The organism is Nonomuraea sp. NPDC003707, assembly GCF_053587055.1.
The window spans coordinates 499,846-517,161 of sequence record NZ_JBSFNK010000002.1; the positions used below are offsets into that span (position 1 = coordinate 499,846).

At 72.9% G+C, this 17,316-nt stretch carries 15 protein-coding genes and 1 pseudogene; 10 read left to right on the forward strand and 6 right to left on the reverse strand.

All coding sequences use genetic code 11. From position 1 onward, the window contains the following. The 3 genes from ACWDRB_RS06360 to ACWDRB_RS06370 are packed head-to-tail and all read left to right on the forward strand — an operon-like array spanning position 1 to position 2,887. Entirely contained in the window at positions 1-570 is a 570-nt protein-coding gene (locus ACWDRB_RS06360; RefSeq protein WP_449892073.1) for a hypothetical protein, read from the forward strand. Then, positions 567-1,697 carry a GNAT family N-acetyltransferase gene (locus tag ACWDRB_RS06365; RefSeq protein ID WP_397366274.1) on the forward strand — a complete coding sequence of 377 codons (1,131 nt, stop codon included), beginning with the start codon at positions 567-569 and terminating at the stop codon, positions 1,695-1,697. The genes ACWDRB_RS06360 and ACWDRB_RS06365 overlap by 4 nt, the downstream gene beginning before the upstream one ends. Continuing rightward, positions 1,688-2,887 carry a glycosyltransferase gene (locus ACWDRB_RS06370; RefSeq protein ID WP_449892074.1) on the forward strand — a complete coding sequence of 400 codons (1,200 nt, stop codon included), beginning with the start codon at positions 1,688-1,690 and terminating at the stop codon, positions 2,885-2,887. Before ACWDRB_RS06365 ends, ACWDRB_RS06370 begins: the two co-directional genes overlap by 10 nt. Positions 2,888-3,096: 209 nt before the next feature. Here the strand turns inward: ACWDRB_RS06370 and ACWDRB_RS06375 are convergent. Continuing rightward, a pseudogene (locus ACWDRB_RS06375) lies at positions 3,097-3,819 on the reverse strand (glycosyl hydrolase); the annotation flags it as partial. A 173-nt stretch (positions 3,820-3,992) separates the two neighbouring features. Between ACWDRB_RS06375 and ACWDRB_RS06380 the strand changes: the two are divergent. Genes ACWDRB_RS06380 through ACWDRB_RS06390 form a run of 3 tightly spaced genes read left to right on the forward strand, consistent with a single transcriptional unit; the run spans position 3,993 to position 7,488 of the window. Next, positions 3,993-5,057 (forward strand): ATP-grasp domain-containing protein, encoded by a 1,065-nt coding sequence (locus tag ACWDRB_RS06380; protein WP_449892075.1) that lies wholly within the window; start codon positions 3,993-3,995, stop codon positions 5,055-5,057. 20 nt (positions 5,058-5,077) lie between these two features. Next, a complete protein-coding gene (locus ACWDRB_RS06385) occupies positions 5,078-6,271 on the forward strand; it encodes an NAD(P)-binding domain-containing protein (protein ID WP_449892076.1) in 1,194 nt (397 codons plus the stop codon). 32 nt (positions 6,272-6,303) lie between these two features. After that, the gene (locus ACWDRB_RS06390; RefSeq protein ID WP_449892077.1) at positions 6,304-7,488 is read left to right on the forward strand and encodes a GEVED domain-containing protein; all 1,185 of its coding nucleotides are present in this window, start codon (positions 6,304-6,306) and stop codon (positions 7,486-7,488) included. A gap of 6 nt (positions 7,489-7,494) precedes the next feature. Here the strand turns inward: ACWDRB_RS06390 and ACWDRB_RS06395 are convergent, their stop codons facing one another. The 3 genes from ACWDRB_RS06395 to ACWDRB_RS06405 form a co-directional block, all read right to left on the reverse strand. Beyond that, positions 7,495-8,028, reverse strand: coding sequence for an NADPH-dependent FMN reductase (locus ACWDRB_RS06395; protein ID WP_449892078.1), 534 nt, complete (start codon positions 8,026-8,028; stop codon positions 7,495-7,497). A gap of 102 nt (positions 8,029-8,130) precedes the next feature. Beyond that, on the reverse strand, positions 8,131-10,098 hold the full coding sequence (locus ACWDRB_RS06400) for an ABC1 kinase family protein (protein WP_449892079.1): 1,968 nt from the start codon (positions 10,096-10,098) through the stop codon (positions 8,131-8,133). 64 nt (positions 10,099-10,162) lie between these two features. After that, positions 10,163-11,089 carry an acyl-ACP desaturase gene (locus ACWDRB_RS06405; protein ID WP_449892080.1) on the reverse strand — a complete coding sequence of 309 codons (927 nt, stop codon included), beginning with the start codon at positions 11,087-11,089 and terminating at the stop codon, positions 10,163-10,165. A 77-nt stretch (positions 11,090-11,166) separates the two neighbouring features. Between ACWDRB_RS06405 and ACWDRB_RS06410 the strand changes: the two genes are divergently transcribed. Further along, positions 11,167-11,625, forward strand: coding sequence for an NUDIX domain-containing protein (locus ACWDRB_RS06410; RefSeq protein WP_449892082.1), 459 nt, complete (start codon positions 11,167-11,169; stop codon positions 11,623-11,625). A 32-nt stretch (positions 11,626-11,657) separates the two neighbouring features. On the opposite strand, the gene arfB is transcribed toward ACWDRB_RS06410, so the two are convergent. After that, on the reverse strand, positions 11,658-12,065 hold the full coding sequence (arfB, locus tag ACWDRB_RS06415) for an alternative ribosome rescue aminoacyl-tRNA hydrolase ArfB (protein WP_185073280.1): 408 nt from the start codon (positions 12,063-12,065) through the stop codon (positions 11,658-11,660). A 148-nt stretch (positions 12,066-12,213) separates the two neighbouring features. On the opposite strand from arfB, the gene ACWDRB_RS06420 reads away from it, so the two are divergent. The 3 genes from ACWDRB_RS06420 (at position 12,214) to ACWDRB_RS06430 (ending at position 15,297) form a co-directional block, all read left to right on the forward strand. Next, positions 12,214-13,035: a hypothetical protein gene (locus ACWDRB_RS06420; protein WP_449892083.1), complete on the forward strand. Its 822-nt coding sequence runs from the start codon at positions 12,214-12,216 to the stop codon at positions 13,033-13,035. After that, positions 13,032-13,631 carry an HAD family hydrolase gene (locus ACWDRB_RS06425; protein ID WP_397366284.1) on the forward strand — a complete coding sequence of 200 codons (600 nt, stop codon included), beginning with the start codon at positions 13,032-13,034 and terminating at the stop codon, positions 13,629-13,631. The genes ACWDRB_RS06420 and ACWDRB_RS06425 overlap by 4 nt, the downstream gene beginning before the upstream one ends. A gap of 118 nt (positions 13,632-13,749) precedes the next feature. Then, positions 13,750-15,297: an alkaline phosphatase D family protein gene (locus tag ACWDRB_RS06430; RefSeq protein ID WP_449892084.1), complete on the forward strand. Its 1,548-nt coding sequence runs from the start codon at positions 13,750-13,752 to the stop codon at positions 15,295-15,297. 220 nt (positions 15,298-15,517) lie between these two features. Here the strand turns inward: ACWDRB_RS06430 and ACWDRB_RS06435 are convergent, their stop codons facing one another. Then, entirely contained in the window at positions 15,518-17,221 is a 1,704-nt protein-coding gene (locus ACWDRB_RS06435) for an efflux RND transporter periplasmic adaptor subunit (protein WP_449892085.1), read from the reverse strand. Positions 17,222-17,316: the final 95 nt, after the last annotated feature.

Genomic DNA, 17,316 nt, shown 5'->3' on the forward strand with positions numbered 1-17,316 from the left:
ATGACATGGACCTGGGCCCGCATCACGGGCCTGCTCGTGCGATGGTGGCTTCCGCTGTCCCTGGCGCTCGGGGCGCTGGGCGGGGTGGCCTACGCGCTGGCCCGCGACACCGTCTACGCCGCCGAGGCCTACGTCGCGGTGGCCGGCGGTGACCCGGCGCAGGCGGCCGGGTTCGCCGCCGCCTACGCACGGATATCCAGTCATCCCGGCTTCCTCGTCGGCGCCGCGGACGAGCCGGACAGCCTGCGGGCCGCGGCCTCGCCCGACGCCCCGCTGGTGCGGCTCACCTCCGTGGCGACCGGCGCGCGGGAGGCCGCCGACCGCGTCAACCAGGCGGCCGCCGCGCTGATCGCCTACGCCAACGCCCATGCCGCCGACACCCGCGTACGGCTGGTGCCCTTCGCCTCGGCGGTGCCTCCGCTGCGCCCCTCGTCCCCGCTGCCGCTGCTCAGCGTGGCCATCGGCGCCTGCGGGGCGGCCCTGGCGGCCGGCCTCGTCCGGCTGGCCGCGCCGCAGGCCCGCCCTCAGGCGCGGCCGGAGCCGGCGGCGCTGACCGGAGCGCCGGCGTGAGGGCCGCCCGGCAGGGGACCTCGCGCGCGGGGCTCACGCTGCGGGTCGTCAGGGAGGGCGCGGAGCTGGCCGCGCTGTCGGCGGAATGGGCGGATCTGTACGCGCGCAGCTCGGCCGCCACGCCGTTCCAGTCGTACGGCTGGCTCAGCTCCTGGTGGCGGGTCTACGGGACCCCGGGGCGGCTGCGGGTGTTCCTGGCACACCGGGACGGACGCCTGGTCGCGGCCGCGCCGCTCAGGCTGGAGCACCGGCTCGGCTGCCGGGTCCTGACACCCGTAGGGGGAGGGCAGTCCGACTTCACGGACATCGTGGTGGACGACTCCGAGGGCGACGCGGGCCTGCGCGAGCTGCGCGCCGGGCTGCTCGCCCAGCCGGGCTGGGACGTCATCGACCTGCCCGAGGCGCGGCCCGGCTCGGCGATCCGCCGCCTGGCGGAGATCTGGGACGGCAGGGCCTGGACGCTGCCCGCCTCCACCTGCCTCCAGCTGCCCGGACAACCCATCGAGCAGGTCCTCGCCGGGCTCCAGAGCCGCCGGGCCCAGCATGTGCGGGCCGCGCTGCGCAAGCTCGACGCGCTGAACGTGTCGGTGACGGCGGTCGAGGCGGATCGGGTCAGAGCGTCGACGGCCGAGCTGCTGCGGTTGCACACCATGCAGTGGAAGAGCCGGGGGATCAACGCCCAGCACACGCAGCCGCGCTTCCTGGACCACCTGGCCGGGGCCGCGCAGGCGCTGGTGGCGGAGAACCACGGGGCGCTGTGGGAGTACCGGGTGGACGGGCGGCTGCTGGCCTGCGACTTCGCGGTGATCGGCAAGGACTTCGTGGGCGGCTACCTGTACGGCGTCCACCCGGACCTGCGGGCCCGGGTGGACCTGGTCACGATGCTGCTGCGTACCAACCTGGAGCTGACGCACCGGCTGGGCAAGCCCGTGCTCAGCATGCTGCGCGGCGCCGAGCCGCACAAGGCCAGGTGGGAGGCCGAAGCGGTGGTCAACCGGCGGGTGATGCTCGGGCGCGGCTCCCGCGCGGCCGCCTACGCCGCGCTGGCGGGCGTGAGCAAGACGGGCAAGGAACTGCTGAAGAGGCGCTGCCCGCGCCTGGCGGCGAAGGTCTCGGCATGGCGGTGAGACCGAGGGTCCTGCACGTCACGCAGCCGGTGGACGGCGGCGTGGGGGCGTACGTGGCCATGGCCGCCGCCGACCAGGCACGGCGGGGCTGGCGCGTCGCGGTCGCCTGCCCCCCGCCCGATGTACTGGCCGGCCCGCTGGCCGGCGAGCTGGACCGGCTGGGCGTGCCCCGGCTGGACTGGACGGCCGGCCGCGCGCCCGGACTCGGCGACGTCGTGCAGGCGGCGCGGCTGCGGCGGATCGTGCGCGAGTTCGGCCCCGACGCGGTGCACCTGCACTCGTCCAAGGCCGGGCTGGCGGGCCGGGCCGCGCTCAGGGGCCGGGTGCCCACGCTCTTCCAGCCGCACGGCTGGTCCTGGCTGGCCGCCCGGGGCGCCGTCGCCGCCGCGGCGCTGACCTGGGAACGGCTGGCCGCGCGCTGGGCCGACCGGGTGATCTGCGTGGGCGAGGGCGAAGCCGCGCTGGCCAGACGGTACGGCGTGCCCGGCGACCTCGTCGTGGTGCGCAACGGCGTGGACCTGCGCCGCTTCAGGCCCGCGGGGCCGCGGGAACGGGCCGAGGCGCGCGCCCGCCACGGCATCGCCGAGGACACGCCGCTGGCGGTCTGCGTGGGCAGGGTCACCCGCCAGAAGGGCCAGGACCTGCTGCTGTCGGCCTGGCAGCGCGTCGCCGCCCGCGACGGGCGGGCCCGGCTGGCCATCGTCGGAGACGGCCCGATGCTGCGCGCGCTGCGGTCGCGGGCCGTGCCCGGCGTTCACTTCGCCGGCGGCGTGGCCGACGTCCGGCCCTGGTACGCCGCCGCCGACGTGGTGGTGCTGCCCTCGCGCTGGGAGGGCCTGCCGCTCACCGCGCTGGAGGCGCTGGCCACGGGCAGGCCCGTGGTCGCCTGCGCGGTGCCCGGGCTCACCGAGGTGGTGACCGGGGGAGTCGGCGCGCTCGTTCAGCCGGAGGACAGCGCGGGGCTGGCCGAGGCGCTGCTGGTCAGGCTCGGGCAGCCCGAGCTGGCCGACGCCGAGGGGGTGGCCGCCGCCACGCTGGCGGCCGGGTTCGGCGTGGACGGCGCGCTGGACGGGCTCGCCACGCACACGCTGGCCGTGCTGGGTGGGGAGGCGTGCTCCAGCAGCCGCCTGCGGAAGGCCTCCGACGAGCCGGGGTTCGACGAACACTGCCAGACGCCGTGCGGACAGTAATCGGAGATCGAGTGATAGACCACGTTGTGAGTACCGATCCAGTCGAGCATCCCTTCGACGTAGGCGGGACGGTCGCCGTTGCGGAACAGCCCCCACTCGGGGAACGAGATGGGCTTGCCGTGCTGCGCGGCGAAGTCGGCGTGCGCCCGCAGGCCGTACGGCTGGTCGACGTATTCGGCGAACTCGTGCCCGGGCCCCTGGTCGTAGCTGTCCATGCCGATGATGTCGACCACGTCGTCACCCGGGTAGCACTGCGTCCAGGGCACCGCGTCGAGCCCGCGGCTGGGGGCGAAGTCGAAGCGGAAGCGCTGGCCGGGCGTCTCGCGCATGGTCTTCACGATGCGCCGCCAGTACTGCTTCCACGTCTCCGGGTCGGGTCCGCACCTGCTGGAGTAGGTGGTGCCGTTCATCTCCCAGCCGAGCACGATGATCGTGTCGGCGGCGCCGGAGGAGACCAGCTTCCCGGCGAGCTTCCTGAAGCGGCCGTCGTGGGCGCCGTGCGCCCCCTTGGCCAGTCGTCGCGCCACGGTGCGGTCGGACATCATGGACTCGTTCGGAGTGACCATCGGCACGTTCAGCGCCAGGACGCGGCCCGGCTGGGCGGCCCGCCAGCGCGTCCACGTGTCGAGGATCTCGGAGTCGCCCCCCTCGAGGGACTTCCAGCGTTCGCCCGGGAGATAGGTGCGCCCGACCGTCACCCTGAGCCCCAGCCACGCCTCGAAGCCCGTCAGGAGCTCGGGACCGCGCGCGTCGGAGGCGAGGAAGACGCCCAGCGCCGCGGGACCGCTCGCCGGAGCGGGCGCCGTCGCGCCCAGACCGACCGATGCCACCGCCGCACCCGTGATTATCGCGAGCGAAAAGCGCAGATATCTCGTTCCTGCCACGATCGCACATCCCCGATTCTCGCCTCTCCTTCCTTCTCCATACCCCATGTTTCGGCAATCCGGATATCCGACTCGCGATTTGCCTGATTTATAGCTTTTCGCGAAGGAGAAGGAAGATGCTCGATTGCACTGTCCCGGCGCTTGTGCTGCGATTGGACCCCAATAACTTTCATCATGGGACCCTCGGCGCCATTCGCTCCCTCGGCAGGGCCGGAGTGGAGGTGCACGGGCTCCTCGGGGAGACGGACTCGCCGACCTCCCGCTCCAAGTACCTGGCGCGCGGGCATGCGTGGCCGCGCGGCGGGGACCCTGGGGACATCGTGGGGACGCTCACGCAGGTCGCCCAGAGCATCGGCCGCCCGGCCGTCCTGCTGGCCCTGGACGACGCGGGCGCCATCGCCGTCGCGGAGCACGCGGCCGAGCTGCGCCCGCACTACCTCTTCCCCGACCAGGTGCCCGGACTGCCGCGCGCCCTCGCCGACAAGAGCCTGCTGGCGCAGCTGTGTTCCGCGTTCGGGGTCGTCCAGCCGGAGACCCGGCTGATCACCGGCGAACGCGACGCCGCGGCCGCCGTCACCGACTTCGGGCTGCCGCTGGTCGCCAAGTGGGCGCAGCCGTGGCTCCTGCCCGCCGGCCTCGGGCTGCGCAACACCAGCCTGGTGCGGCGGATCAGCCAGGTGCCCCGGCTGCTCCAGCACGTGGAGGGCTGCGACCTGTTGTTCCAGCGCTTCGTGCCCGGCGGGCCGCACGCGGACTGGTTCTTCCACGGCTACTTCGACGAGAACTCCCGCTGCCTGTACGGCGGCGCGGGACGCAAGGAGCGCGCCCATCCCAAGGGCGCCGGGCTCACCACCTACGGGCGGTGGCTGCCCAACCCCGTCGTGGAGGGCACCGCCCGCGAACTGGCGGAGAGGCTGGGCTACCGCGGCGTGCTGGACATCGACTTCCGCCACGACGCCGGCAGGGACGCCTACCACCTGCTGGACTTCAACCCCCGGCTCGGCGCCCAGTTCCGGCTGTTCAGCGACAGCAGCGGCCTGGACCTGGTACGGGCCGCCCACCTGCACCTGTCCGGCCGGCGCGCGCCGCGGGGACGGGCCGGTCACGGCCGGACCTACGTGGTGGAGAACTACGACCTCATCACCGCCGGCCCGAAGAGCCTGCGCGCCCTGTGCTCGGCGGACGAGTTTGCCTGGCTGTCCGCCGACGACCCCCGGCCCTTCGTGGCCATGGCCAGGCAGGCGATGAAACGCGGATTCACCCGGCTGGCCCGGCAGCGGGCCTAGCACGGCGAATGGAGGAGAATGTGCCTACCTCGGTCATCGACGTGGCGATCGTGGGCGCCGGACCGTACGGGCTGTCGGTGGCGGCGCACGCGCTGCACGCCGGGCTCGACGCACGGGTGTTCGGCGAGCCGATGCGGTCATGGGAACGCCACATGCCCAGAGGCATGCTGCTGAAGTCCGAGCCGGACGCGTCCCATCTCGGCGACCCGGATCGCAGACACGGCCTCGACGCCTTCCACCGGTACTCCTACGGGGAGCCGGTGCCGGTGGAGAGGTTCGTCGCCTACGGGAGGTGGTTCCGTCAGCGGGCGGTCGGCCGGGCGCTGGAGGAGACGGAGGTGACGGCCGTCGGCGTCGAGGGCGGGCTGTTCGCGCTCTCCCTGTCGTCGGGCGCGTCCGTGCTGGCCAGGACCGTCGTGCTGGCCCTGGGATTCCTGCCGTTCGCCCACCGGCCCCGCGCCCTGGCGGCGTTGCCGCCCGAGGTGGCCACGCACAGCTCCGACCACCACGATCTGAGCGGGTTCGCGGGACGGGACGTGACCGTGCTGGGAGCCGGCCAGTCGGCGCTGGAGACCGCGACGCTGCTGGCCGAGGCGGGGGCGGCCGTCCGGCTCGTCGCCCGCACCGGCGCCCTGGCCTGGAACGACGTGCCCGTCGAGCGGCGCCCGGTCATGTCGCGCGTGCTGGCGCCCCGCTCCGCGCTCGGGAGCGGCTGGCCCTCCGTGGCCTGGTCGCGGATGCCGTACGCGGTCAGGCACCTGCCGAGGGCGGCCCGCGCCCACATCGTGCGCAACACCCTCGGGCCGGCCGGGTCCTGGTGGCTGAAGGAGCGCTTCGACGGCGCCGTGCAGGTGACCCTGGGGGCGCGGCTGGCGGCCTCCGAGTACCGCGACGGGGTCCGGCTGCGGCTGCGGGACCTCGCGGGCGCGGTCACCATGCTCGAGACCGAGCACGTCATCGCGGCGACCGGCTACCGGGTGGACGTGGCCAGGATCGGGATCCTCCACGAGGACCTACGGCGCGCGGTGGCGGCGCCCGGCCCGGCGCCGCGGCTCGGTCCCGCGTTCGAGACGTCCGTCGCGGGGCTGCACCTGGTCGGGCTCGCGGCGGCGGCGACGTTCGGACCGGCCATGCGGTTCGTGTGCGGCTGCGACTTCGCCGCCCGCCGCGTGACCAGGGGCCTGGTGGGCCGCCTGCGGGGAGCTCGGGCGTGAATCCGGGCAGAGCTGCTTCTGGGGGAGCGAGAATGGTTCTTCACGCGGTGCTGGCCTGCGTGGTCACGGTGTTCGCCGGCGTCCCGGGGGCCGTCGCCGAGGACGCGCCGTCGTCCTTCACCAACTCGCCGGCGACGGCCTCGGGGCGGACGCCGTCCGGCGTGACGGTGACCGTGCGCAAGACCATGATCGGGGAGACGCGCGTGGCCTCCGCCGAGGTGCTGACCGCTAGCACGTGGGCGCCCGACGACGAATTCCTCGTTCCGGCCAACGCCAAGATGACGGCGGGATTCATGGACCTCTACGAGGACTTCGCGGCCCGGCCCGGCGGCTGGAGCGGCGTGGCCAAGCTGACGTTCACGTTCTCCCGGCCGGTACGCGACCCCCACCTGCACGTGTTCGGCACGGGCGGCGTGTCGCGCGACCCGAGGCGCGGCCGCGACGACTACTGGCCCGCCGTCGACCTGGTCGACGGGACCCCGGCCACGCCCGCCTTCTCCGCGGCGGCCGGCTTCCCCGGCTATCGGGTCACGGCGGACTCGATCGAGCCGGAAGCGGTCCGTCCCGTCAAGTCCACCACCTGCGGGGTCGTCTACACCTGCGGCACGGCCAAGGTGAACGGCACCGTCACCGCGTTCACGATCCGGCTGAGCGCCCGTGACGTGCGCTACGCGCTCGGGGGCCCGGGCCCGCAGCTGTGGGCCGCGTTCAAGATCACGCTGGCCGAGGACGACTCCGACGCGCCCGCCTCGTACGGAGCGGCCTCCCACGCGATCACCGACTCCTTCCTGGGGGCCTCCGCGACCGCCGACCATCTGGACGAGGTGAGCACGGCGGCCCGCGAGGTGAGCGCCGACGAGGACGACGCCGTGACCGGCTCCCCGGCGGAGATCACCGTCAAGGACCGGGTCGGCACGCTGACGGTGCCCGTACGGGCCGGGTCGCCCGCGTACCTCACCGGGTGGATCGACGCCGACCACGACGGCCGCTTCGACACCGACGAGCGGGCCACCGCGCAGGTCGCCAAGGACGCCACCACCGCGGAGCTGCGCTGGAGTCTGCCGCAGACATTCCGCACCGGCCTCACCTGGATGCGGCTGCGCCTGGCCGCCCAGGCGACGGCCCTGCCCACGGGATGGGCCGACAGCGGCGAGGTCGAGGACCACCGGATCGAGCTCGTTCGCCCGGCGGATGACGCGCCGCCGGCGACGGACTGAGGAGGGTCAGAGCGAGAGCGCGGGCTCCATGACCTCGGAGGGGCACAGCTGGCTGATCACCCTGCGCACCTGGGCGCGCAGGGCGGGATCCGTGAGATGGCCGTCCTTGTCGAAGTGCGGGCAGGCCGGGGAGATCACCAGCTCGGCCCCCATCACGACGGCGCCCGCCGCCTGAAGGTGCTTGTAGAGCTCCGCCTGCGCCCACATCGCGCCGCACGCCCGCGCGCTCGCGCTCATCACCGCCACGTGCTTGCCCGACAGCCCGTTGCGCGCCGACATCCAGTCCAGCGCGTACGTCAGCTCCTCCGGCAGCAGGCTGTGCTCGGGAGCGGTCAGCAGCACCGCGTCGGACGCGGCGACCAGCCCGATGAGCTCGCGCGCCATGACCGGCACCGGCCCGTGCGCGTACGGCGGGATCTCGCCCAGCCCCGGCCACACCGCGAAGTCGACGCCCACGGGCAGCTCGCCACCCGCCGCATCCAGCAATTTGTTGATAAACGACCCCGCGTGGAGACTGGCGGCGATCCCGATGATTTTCACCCTCTGCTCCCGAGCGGTTCCGAAGTTTCCAGGAACCTGCCCGATGTCTCGGATGTCCAAGACCAGCGCCGGGTCAAGACACGATTGGGGCCCGTTCGCGTCCTATCGCCGCGCCGGGTGATCGTCCGAGGCGCGCGGGCGGCGGAAGATCAGGGCCAGGACGCGCAGCACCAGGATGGCGGCGATCACCAGCAGGTTGTAGCCGATGAGCTGGAACAGCGTGGTGTTCGCCAGCGCCGGCGGGCCGCCGGCCGTCCCGAGGAGGATGACCGCCATCACTCCGGCCGTGGCGCCGAGCACCGTCAGCAGCACCTGGTGGAGCAGGCCCGTCACGTAGCGGCGGTCGCGCTCGTCGGCCAGCAGCCGCACGTTCATGGAGAACCGGCCGTGCTCCGCGGCGCTCGCGATGCGCTCGACGCGGCGCGGCAGGCGGCGCAGCATCGGCAGCAGCGCGACCAGCTCCTGGGTGGCGGACTCCTTGATCGTCTCCGGGGTGATCCGCTCGGCGAGATGGCGGCCGGCGAACGACCGGGCCTCGCCGATGAGGTCGAACCCGGGGGAGAGGCGCACGAGCGTGCCCTCCAGCGTGGCCAGCGCGCGGAAGACGGCGGCCACCTCGGGCGGGATCGACAGCCCGTACGCCGAGACGATCCTGAACAGGTGGGTGAACATCTGCGCGCTGTCCATGCCGGCCGTCACGTGCCTGGCCATGAACTGGCCGAGCGCCCGTTCGAGCGCGGCCTCGTCGATGTCCTCCGGCCTGGGCACGACCTCGAGCAGCGCGTCGGTGACGCCCAGCGGGTCCTGGCGGTTCATGGCGAGCAGGAAGCGCCGCAGCGCCGAGCGCACGGAGTCGTCGAGCCGCCCGACCGCGCCGAAGTCGAGCAGCCCCAGCGTGCCGTCGTCGAGCAGCATGAGGTTGCCGGGATGCGGGTCGGCGTGGAAGACGCCCTCGATCAGGATCTGCCTGAGCAGGCAGTCGAGCAGGTCGCGGGCCAGCTGCGGGCCCTGCTCGGGGGCGGCGGCGGTGACGGGCCGGCCGGACAGGCGCCGCATGACGAGCACGCGTTCGGTGCACATGGCGCTGATCGGGGCGGGGTACGTGACACCGCCGCCGGCGGTGACGGCCGCCATGTTGGCCGCCTCCACCCGGAAGTCGAGCTCCTCGCGGATCGCCGTCGCGAACCCGTCGGCCAGGTCGCGCAGCCCGAGCGAGCGGCCCCAGCGGGTCCTGGACTCCAGCGTGGCCGCCAGCCGCCGGACGATGTCGAGGTCCTTCGAGACCACCGGCCAGATGCCCGGCCGCAGCACCTTGACCACGACGCTCTCGCCCGAGTGCAGGCGGGCGGCGTGGACCTGCCCGATGGAGGCGGCGGCCAGCGGTGTCCGGTCGAACTCGGCGAACGCCTCGTCCACCGGCCCGCCCAGCTCGGCGGCGAGCACCGGCTCGATCTCCGGCCACGGCGCCGGGGCGACCTGGTCCTGCAGCCGGCCCAGCTCCTCGACGAACTCGGCGGGCAGCAGGTCGCGCCGGGTGGACAGGACCTGGCCGAGCTTGACGAACGTGACGCCGCCCTCGTCGAGGGCCTCGCGCAGCGACCTGGCCAGCCGCACCTTCCCCGGGCGGTCGTCGAGCCGCTCGCCCCGGCCGCGCAGGTACGGGCCGAGGCCGTGCTTGATGGCGATCCTGGTGATCTGCGAGTAGCGCCTGGCCCGGGAGAGGCGGCCGCGTACGGACCTGACGAGCTCCAGCGGCCCCGGCACCGAGCCCGGCGGCACCAGTGCCTCGGCGATCACCAGGATCACCATGGGGATCAGCACCACGCTCATGACGATGAGCAGCAGGATCCCCAGCGCCGGCGCGGCGGGCGGGTTCTCGCGGCCGATGGGGCCGAGCGAGGTCAGGATCGGCTCCAGCATCGGCTGCGCCAGCCCGAAGGCGACCAGCGCAGCCAGGAACGTGCGCAGCCTGCCGAACCTGACGCCCAGCAGGCGCTGCGCCGCCGTGGCCAGGCCGATGATCATCAGGAGCGTGAAGACGCTGAGGAGCAGCTGGGTGGGGAGATCCATAGCGCAGGATCATTCCACGGCGGCGCTCCTCGCCAGATGTCAGCGACGTGCCTTGGGGGCCCGATCAGCGGGCGGCGGCGCGCGCCCGGCGCTCCTCGCGGCGCTCGACGAACCTGGCGGCCGTGGTCTCGGTCTTGGCCAGGAACGCGGACAGCTGCTCGCGGGCCTGCTCGCCCTCGGCGTCCAGCCCGGTCTTGTCGAACACCGACCACTGCTTCAGCACCGGCATCAGCACGTCGTCCAGGTGCAGGCGCAGGTCGTAGATGCCCTCGTTCGCGATGATCATGGCCTTGCGGGTGAACCCCTCGATGCCCGAGCCCGGCATCTGGAACGTGGTGACGACGTCGGTCACCGCGCGCATGGTCTGGTTGGGGTCCAGCTCGAAGGCGGCCTTGAGCAGGTTGCGGTAGAAGAGCATGTGCAGGTTCTCGTCGGCGGCGATCCTGGCGAGCAGGCGCTCGCAGCCCTCGTCGCCGGAGGCCCTGCCGGTGTTGCGGTGCGCGATGCGGGTGGCCAGCTCCTGGAAGGAGACGTACGCGAGCTGCTGGAGCATGGTGCCGTACTCGGTGGTGAAGCCGTTCTCCATGTGGTGCATGCGGGCGCGCTCGAGCGCCACGGGATCGACGGCGCGGGTGACCGTGAGGTAGTCGCGGAGCGCGGTGCCGTGGCGGTCCTCCTCGGCCGTCCAGCGGTGCACCCAGGTGCCCCAGGCGCCGTCGCGGCCGAACGTGCTGGCGATCTCGTGGTGGTAGCTGGGGAGGTTGTCCTCGGTCAGGAGATTGACGATGAGCGAGATGCGGGCCGCCTCGGGGATCTTGGAGTCGCCTTCCTGCCACGCCTCGCCCCCGTAGATGCCGTCGAAGTCGCGGCCCTCGCTCCACGGGATGTACTCGTGCGGGAACCACTCCTTCGCCATCGTGTGATGGCGGTCGAGCTCCACGGCCACCACGGGCTCCAGCTCGTGCAGCAGCTCCGTCTGAGTCATCGCCATAAAAGATCTTCTCCTTCAGGTTACGGTACCGTAGGTTAGGCTACCGGAAGGACATACCGGTCAAATAGGGTGTCCCTATGCGACCCAGTGTCCGCGGTGTCCTGCTCGACCACGACGAGCGGCTGGTGATCTTCCGTCGTACGGTTCCGGGACGCGACGTCTATTGGAGCATCCCCGGAGGGCATGTCGAACCGGGGGACGACACGCTGGAGCACACCCTGCACCGGGAGCTGCTCGAGGAGCTGGGCGCGACCGTCTCGGCGGTGACACCCCTGGTCACGCTGTCGTACCCGTGGAAGGGCGAGCTCAAGACGCAGCACGTCTACGGCTGCCGCCTGGTGGCGATGGATCCGGGGCTGCGGCACGGGCCCGAGTTCGAGGACCCGTCGCGGGGGCTGTACGAGGTGGAGCGGGTACGGCTGAACCGTTCGGAGATCACGTCCCGGCACCTGGTCCCCGAGCCGGTGGCGGACTACCTGTCGACCACCATCACGGACCTGCCCCGCCTGATCGGCCAGGGCTCAGGGCCCGGTTAGGGCTGGGGGCTCGGTTGGGGCTCACGGCCCCGCTAGGGTTCGCGGCGCAGGCGCTTGAGGTCGGAGCGCTGCTTCTTCGCGGCGATGCGGCGCTCGACGGCGCCGCGGCTGGGCTTGGTCGGGCGGCGGCGCTTCGGCGGCGGGGCGATGGCCTCGCGCAGGCGCTGGGCCAGGCGGTGCGCCGCGGCCTCCCGGTTGCGCAGCTGGGAGCGGTATTCGGAGGCGGCGATCGTGATCGTCGGGGAGCCCAGCCGGTCGAGCGCCCTGGCCTTCAGCGCGGGCGGCAGCGCGGTGCTGGCGGCCACGTCGAAGACGAGCTCCACGCGGCTGTCGGTGGTGTTGACGCCCTGGCCGCCTGGGCCCGACGAACGTGAGAAACGCCAGACGAGCTCGACGTCGGGAATGACGATCGAGTCGTTGACGATCAGCGGGCCGGGCATGGGCGGGACTCCTGTTCTCTCACCAGCATTAACAGTAAATGGGGCGATCTATGCCGCGCGCAACGGCATTTTCCCGGTTTTCTCGATGGCGGACTGCAAGTGACGTGTGCCACTATCGCGCGTGAAAATCACGGGTGGGGGAGGCACTGTGACCGCGATCGTCGGCGTGCACGGGATCGGCAAGTACAACTACTACCTCGAGGCCGGGCGGTCCGCGACCGGGGCGGCCGAGGCCATGCGGGTCAAGTGGGACCGCTACCTGCAGGTGGCACTCGGGGGCGAGGCGCGGCCGTACTTCAGCGAGGTCGCCTACTTCTCGCACCACCTGCACAGCGGCAAGGGCGGCGAGGAGGAGGCGAGGGCCGCCGCGGCGACGGAGGGCCAGATCCAGCAGGTGCTCGTCGCCTGGGCGAAGAACCTGGGCGTGGGCGAGCACGTGACGGGGGCGCTCAAGTCGTTCACCGGCTGGCTGCTCGACCGGCTGGACGGCAGGTCGGCGGCGTTCGCCAAGCTGTTCGCGCCGGAGGTGGCGGCGTACCTCACGGACGAGGGCAAGCGCGAGAGGTGCCGGCAGGCCGTGGCCGACGCGATCAGGCGCAACCGGCCCAAGGTGGTGATCGCCCACTCGCTCGGCAGCGTGGTCGCGTACGAGACGCTGTGGGGCGACCCCAGCCTCCGGATCGACCTCCTGATCACCCTGGGCAGCCCGCTCGGCATGCGCAACGTCGTCTTCGAGCGCCTCCTGCCCACCCCCATCAACGGCCACGGCGAACGCCCCCCGGGCGTCAGGCGCTGGGTGAACATCGCCGACAAGGACGACATCGCCGCCATCCCGCCCAACCTGGCCGTCAGCTTCACCGGCATCGACGCCGAAGAGCTGGTCAACCTGGACTGGATCGACTTTCACACGGTCGAGAAGTACCTAGGTTGCCCAGCGCTCGACCCGCATCTGCGACCATTCCTGGCATGACGTGGATTGTGTTCGACTACGGCGGCGTCCTGTGCCTGCCCCAGCTCGAGTCCGACAACGAGGCCATGGCGCGGGCGGTGGGCGCGGACCCGGACGCGTTCCGGCACGGCTACTGGGAGCACCGCCTGGAGTTCGACCGGGGGAGCCTGGGCCCGCTGGACTACTGGTCGGCCGTGCTGGACCGGCCCGTCACCCGGTCCGAGCTCGCCCGCCTGGTCGCCATGGACGTCGCGAGCTGGGCGTACCCGAACGAGAGCACGATCACCCTGCTCGGCGAGCTGATCGGGGCCGGGCGTGACGTGGCGCTGCTGTCCAACATGCCCGTCTGCGTCGGCGACGGCCTGGACGAGCTGCCCTGGATCGCCGAGGTCGGCCACCGCTTCTACAGCGGCAGGATGGGCCTGGTCAAACCCGACCGGGAGATCTACGACGCGATGGCCCGCGCGCTGGGCGCCGACCCGTCCGAGGTCGTCTTCATCGACGACCGTGAGGAGAACGTCGAGGGCGCCGAGCGCGCGGGCATGACCGGCGTGCACTTCACGGACGCGGCCACGCTCCGCGGAACGTTGTCTGGCGTTCACGGAGCCATCGGATGAACGCTCAGTGAGGTCATCGGCCGAGGCCAAACCTCGCGAACAGGACGACTGATGCTGTTCACCCGTGCTTGACTCGGCTGTCACGGCCGGGTCAGCGCGGGCGGACATACCTGTGAACGTGGACCGCAGAGCCTTCCTGACAGCGGCGACAGCCGGACTCCTCCTCCCCCAGACCGCCACACCGGCGGCAGCGGCCAGAACCCTCAGATCCGACCCGTTCATGCTGGGCGTGGCCTCCGGCGACCCGTCGGCCGACGGCTTCGTCCTGTGGACCAGGCTGGCGCTCGACCCGCTGGCCGGCGACGGCCGCGGCGGCATGCCCGCCCGTGACGTGGACGTGGACTGGCAGGTCTCGGCCGACGAGCGCTTCTCCAAGATCGTCAGGTCCGGTACGGCCACCGCCAGGTCGCGCGACGCCCACAGCGTCCACGTCGAGCTGGACGGGCTGGAGCCGGGGCGCGAGTACTTCTACCGCTTCAGAAGCGAGGGCAGGCTCTCCCCGGCGGCCCGCACCAGGACCACCCCCGCCGGGGAGACACCGCTCAACTTCGCGGTGGCGGCGTGCGCGCACTACGAGCACGGCTACTACACGGCCTACCGCCGCCTGGCCGAGCAGGAGCCCGACCTGGTGGTGTTCCTCGGCGACTACATGTACGAGTACGGCCCCAGCGGCTACACGGCGCTGGCCGGCCGCGTACGCACCCACACGCCCGGCAAGTGCGAGACGCTCGCCGACTATCGGCTGCGGCACGCCCAGTACAAAAGCGACCATGACCTGCAGGCCGCGCACGCGGTGGCGCCGTGGCTGGTGGCGTTCGACGACCACGAGGTGGAGAACAACTGGGCCGGGCCCGTCTCCAGCACGAACGCGCCCGGCTTCACCACGCGCAGGACGCACGCGTTCCGGGCGTACTACGAGAACATGCCGCTGCGCCGCGCCAGCCTCCAGGGGGCGGTGCTCAGGGTGAACCGGCGGATCTCCTGGGGGACGCTGGCCCGCTTCCACCTGCTGGACACCCGGCAGTTCCGCGACGACCAGGCGTGCCTGGACGGCGTGCGGGCCGGGTGCGACGACCGGCTGGCGTCGGGGCGGACGCTGCTCGGGTCCGACCAGTGGCGCTGGCTGGAGAGCGGCCTGCGCGGCTCGACCACCCGCTGGAACCTGCTGGGGCAGCAGATCATGATGGCGCAGCGCGACTACAAGGTCGGGCCCGGGCGCGAGGTGAACCTGGACTCCTGGGACGGGTACGCCGCCGAGCGGACGCGGCTGCTGGGGTCGCTGGCGGGCACCGAGAACCCGGTGGTGCTGACGGGGGACGCGCACATGCACCACCTGGCCGAGCTCAAGACCGACTTCGACGACCCGGACTCGCCGGTGGTGGCCAAGGAGCTGATCGCCTCGTCGATCGCGAGCGACGGCGACGGGTACCGGGACCGGACGTGGATCGCGGAGGCGCTGCAGGAGAACCCGCACATCTCCTTCATCGACCAGCGGCGGGGGTATCTGATGGCGCGGCTGACCCGGGATGAGCTTTCCGTCGATTACCGGACATTGGACTACATCTCCCGGCGGGGCGCGCAGGCGAAGACCGCTCACCGGCTCACCATCCCCGCGACCACCGGTCCCGCGGCCGCCGGCCGGGCGGGCGCACCGCGCGTCGGCTGAACGTTTGCTGGGAGCAGCCTGAAAATCCGCTCAACCGCGCACACGCCTGGCGGGCCGGCCGCGCTCCCGGGCGCGTTTGCCGCGCCCACCGGAGGCGCCGGGTGGCGCCGCCGGTGGGCGCGCCGGGCCGGGGCGGCACGCGCCACGTGCGGCCCTGCCCGGGACCCGGCGGGAGAGGAGGTGCCGGGCCGGTCCAGGGGGTCAAGCGCCGGTCCAGGGGTTAGGCGCCGGGCCAGCTCGCGTCCGGGAACTCGCCGTCCGTCGCGCCCGACATGACCACTTCGTCGCTCTCCTGCAGCCCTGAGGTCACCTCCACGTACTGGTCGCCGCGGACGCCCGTCCGCACCACCTTCGCCGAGTCCCGCCCGCCGGCCCGAATCGTGACCACCTGGGCGCCGTCCGACCTGCTGCGGACCGCCGAGGCGGGCACGTAGATCGCGTCCGCGGCCGTGTCCGTGGTGACCGTCACCGAGGCGGTCTGCCCGAGCATGAGCCCGGTGGGCGGCTCGTCGAAGGCCAGGGTGACCGAGTAGCGGACGAGCTGGCCGCTCACCGTCGCGGTCGGCGCGATGGCCGTGATCGTCCCCTCGTACTGCCGGCCGTTCCGGGTGGCCAGGGTGATCCGGGCCTTCTGGCCGAGCTTGAGCCGGTTCACGTCCGACTCGGTGACCATGGCCTGTACCTGCAGCTCGTTGAGGTCGCCGAGGCTGACGAAGGTGCCGGTGCCCGCCTGGTCGCCGACCGCGCCCGCCAGCGACAGCACCGTGCCCGCCGCGGGGGCCACGATGCGGGTCGCCCGTACGGCGTCGGCGGCCTGTTCGAGGGCGGCCTGCGCGCGGTCCACGTTCGCGCCGGCCTGCTCCTCGCTGACGCCGCCCTGACCCTGAGCCTGGCCTTGGCTCTGGCCCGCGGAGCCCGTACCGCGGTTGCAGGAGGACTGCGCGTTCGGCCGGGCGGCGCCGTCGGTCGGCCTGGTGCTCGCTCTCGCCGACGGCTTGCCGCTGCCCGTGGGGCGGCCGGTCGCCGACGGCTTCGCGCCGGTGGACGGCTTGCCGGAGCTCGTGGCGGACGGGGTGGCGTCCGAGGTGGGACGGCTCCCGGACTGGTCGGAGCCCCCGCCCGGGGTGCCGCCTTGGGGAGCGCCGCCGGTCGGGGTGGCGGTGACGGTCGTGGTGACGGTGGCCGTCACAGTGGCCGTCACGGTGACCGTGACCATGGGCTGCGGCTCGGGCCCAGGGTTGGTGGGGCCGGGGTCCGTGGGCACGGAGGTCGGCGTGCCGGTGGGGCGGGGGGTGGAGCCGGTGGCCGGGCTCCCGTTGTTCAGGGACACGCCCTGGGCGGGTGGCGCCGTCGGCCCGAGCGCCCCGTTGCCGCCGACCACGCCACCGCTCGCCCGGCCCGTGGGGGTCGCGCCTCTCGTGGATGTCGCCGTGCCTGTGGGGGTCGCGCCTCTGGTGGGTGTCGCCGAACCAGCAGGTGTCCCGCCGGCGGACGTGGCCGGCGTGGCGCCGTTCCCGGACGGCGTGCAGGCCGCGGGGCTGGCGGCGGTGGTCGGGGACGCCGCCTTCTCCTGGGCGTCCTCCAGGGCCTCCTCGGCGGCGGCGAGATCGGCCTTGGCCGCCGTGTACGCCTCCCGCGCCGACCGCCCGTCGACCCTGGCCAGCACCTGCCCCTTCTTCACCTTGGTCCCGACTTTGACGTACACCTTGGTCAGCGTCCCCGAAGAGCCGAACGCCAGGTCCCTGCGCGAGCCGTCCACGGTGTTGCCCGCCGCGCTGACCGTGGCCGTGACCTGGCCGCGCTGCGCGGCGGCGAGCCGTACCTGGACGGTGGGCGGTGCGTCGTCGCGCAGCGCCAGCGCCAGGCCGGACCCGGCCACGAGCACGGCGAGGGCGAGGCCGCCCAGCGCGAAAGTCGGTCTCATGGCGGCCCATCCTGGCGAAGCCGGCTCGCGCCAGGCTGCGAGCAGCCTAAGAGTTACCTGTGTACCTGGAGGGACCCTCAGGTTGTCAGCGAACG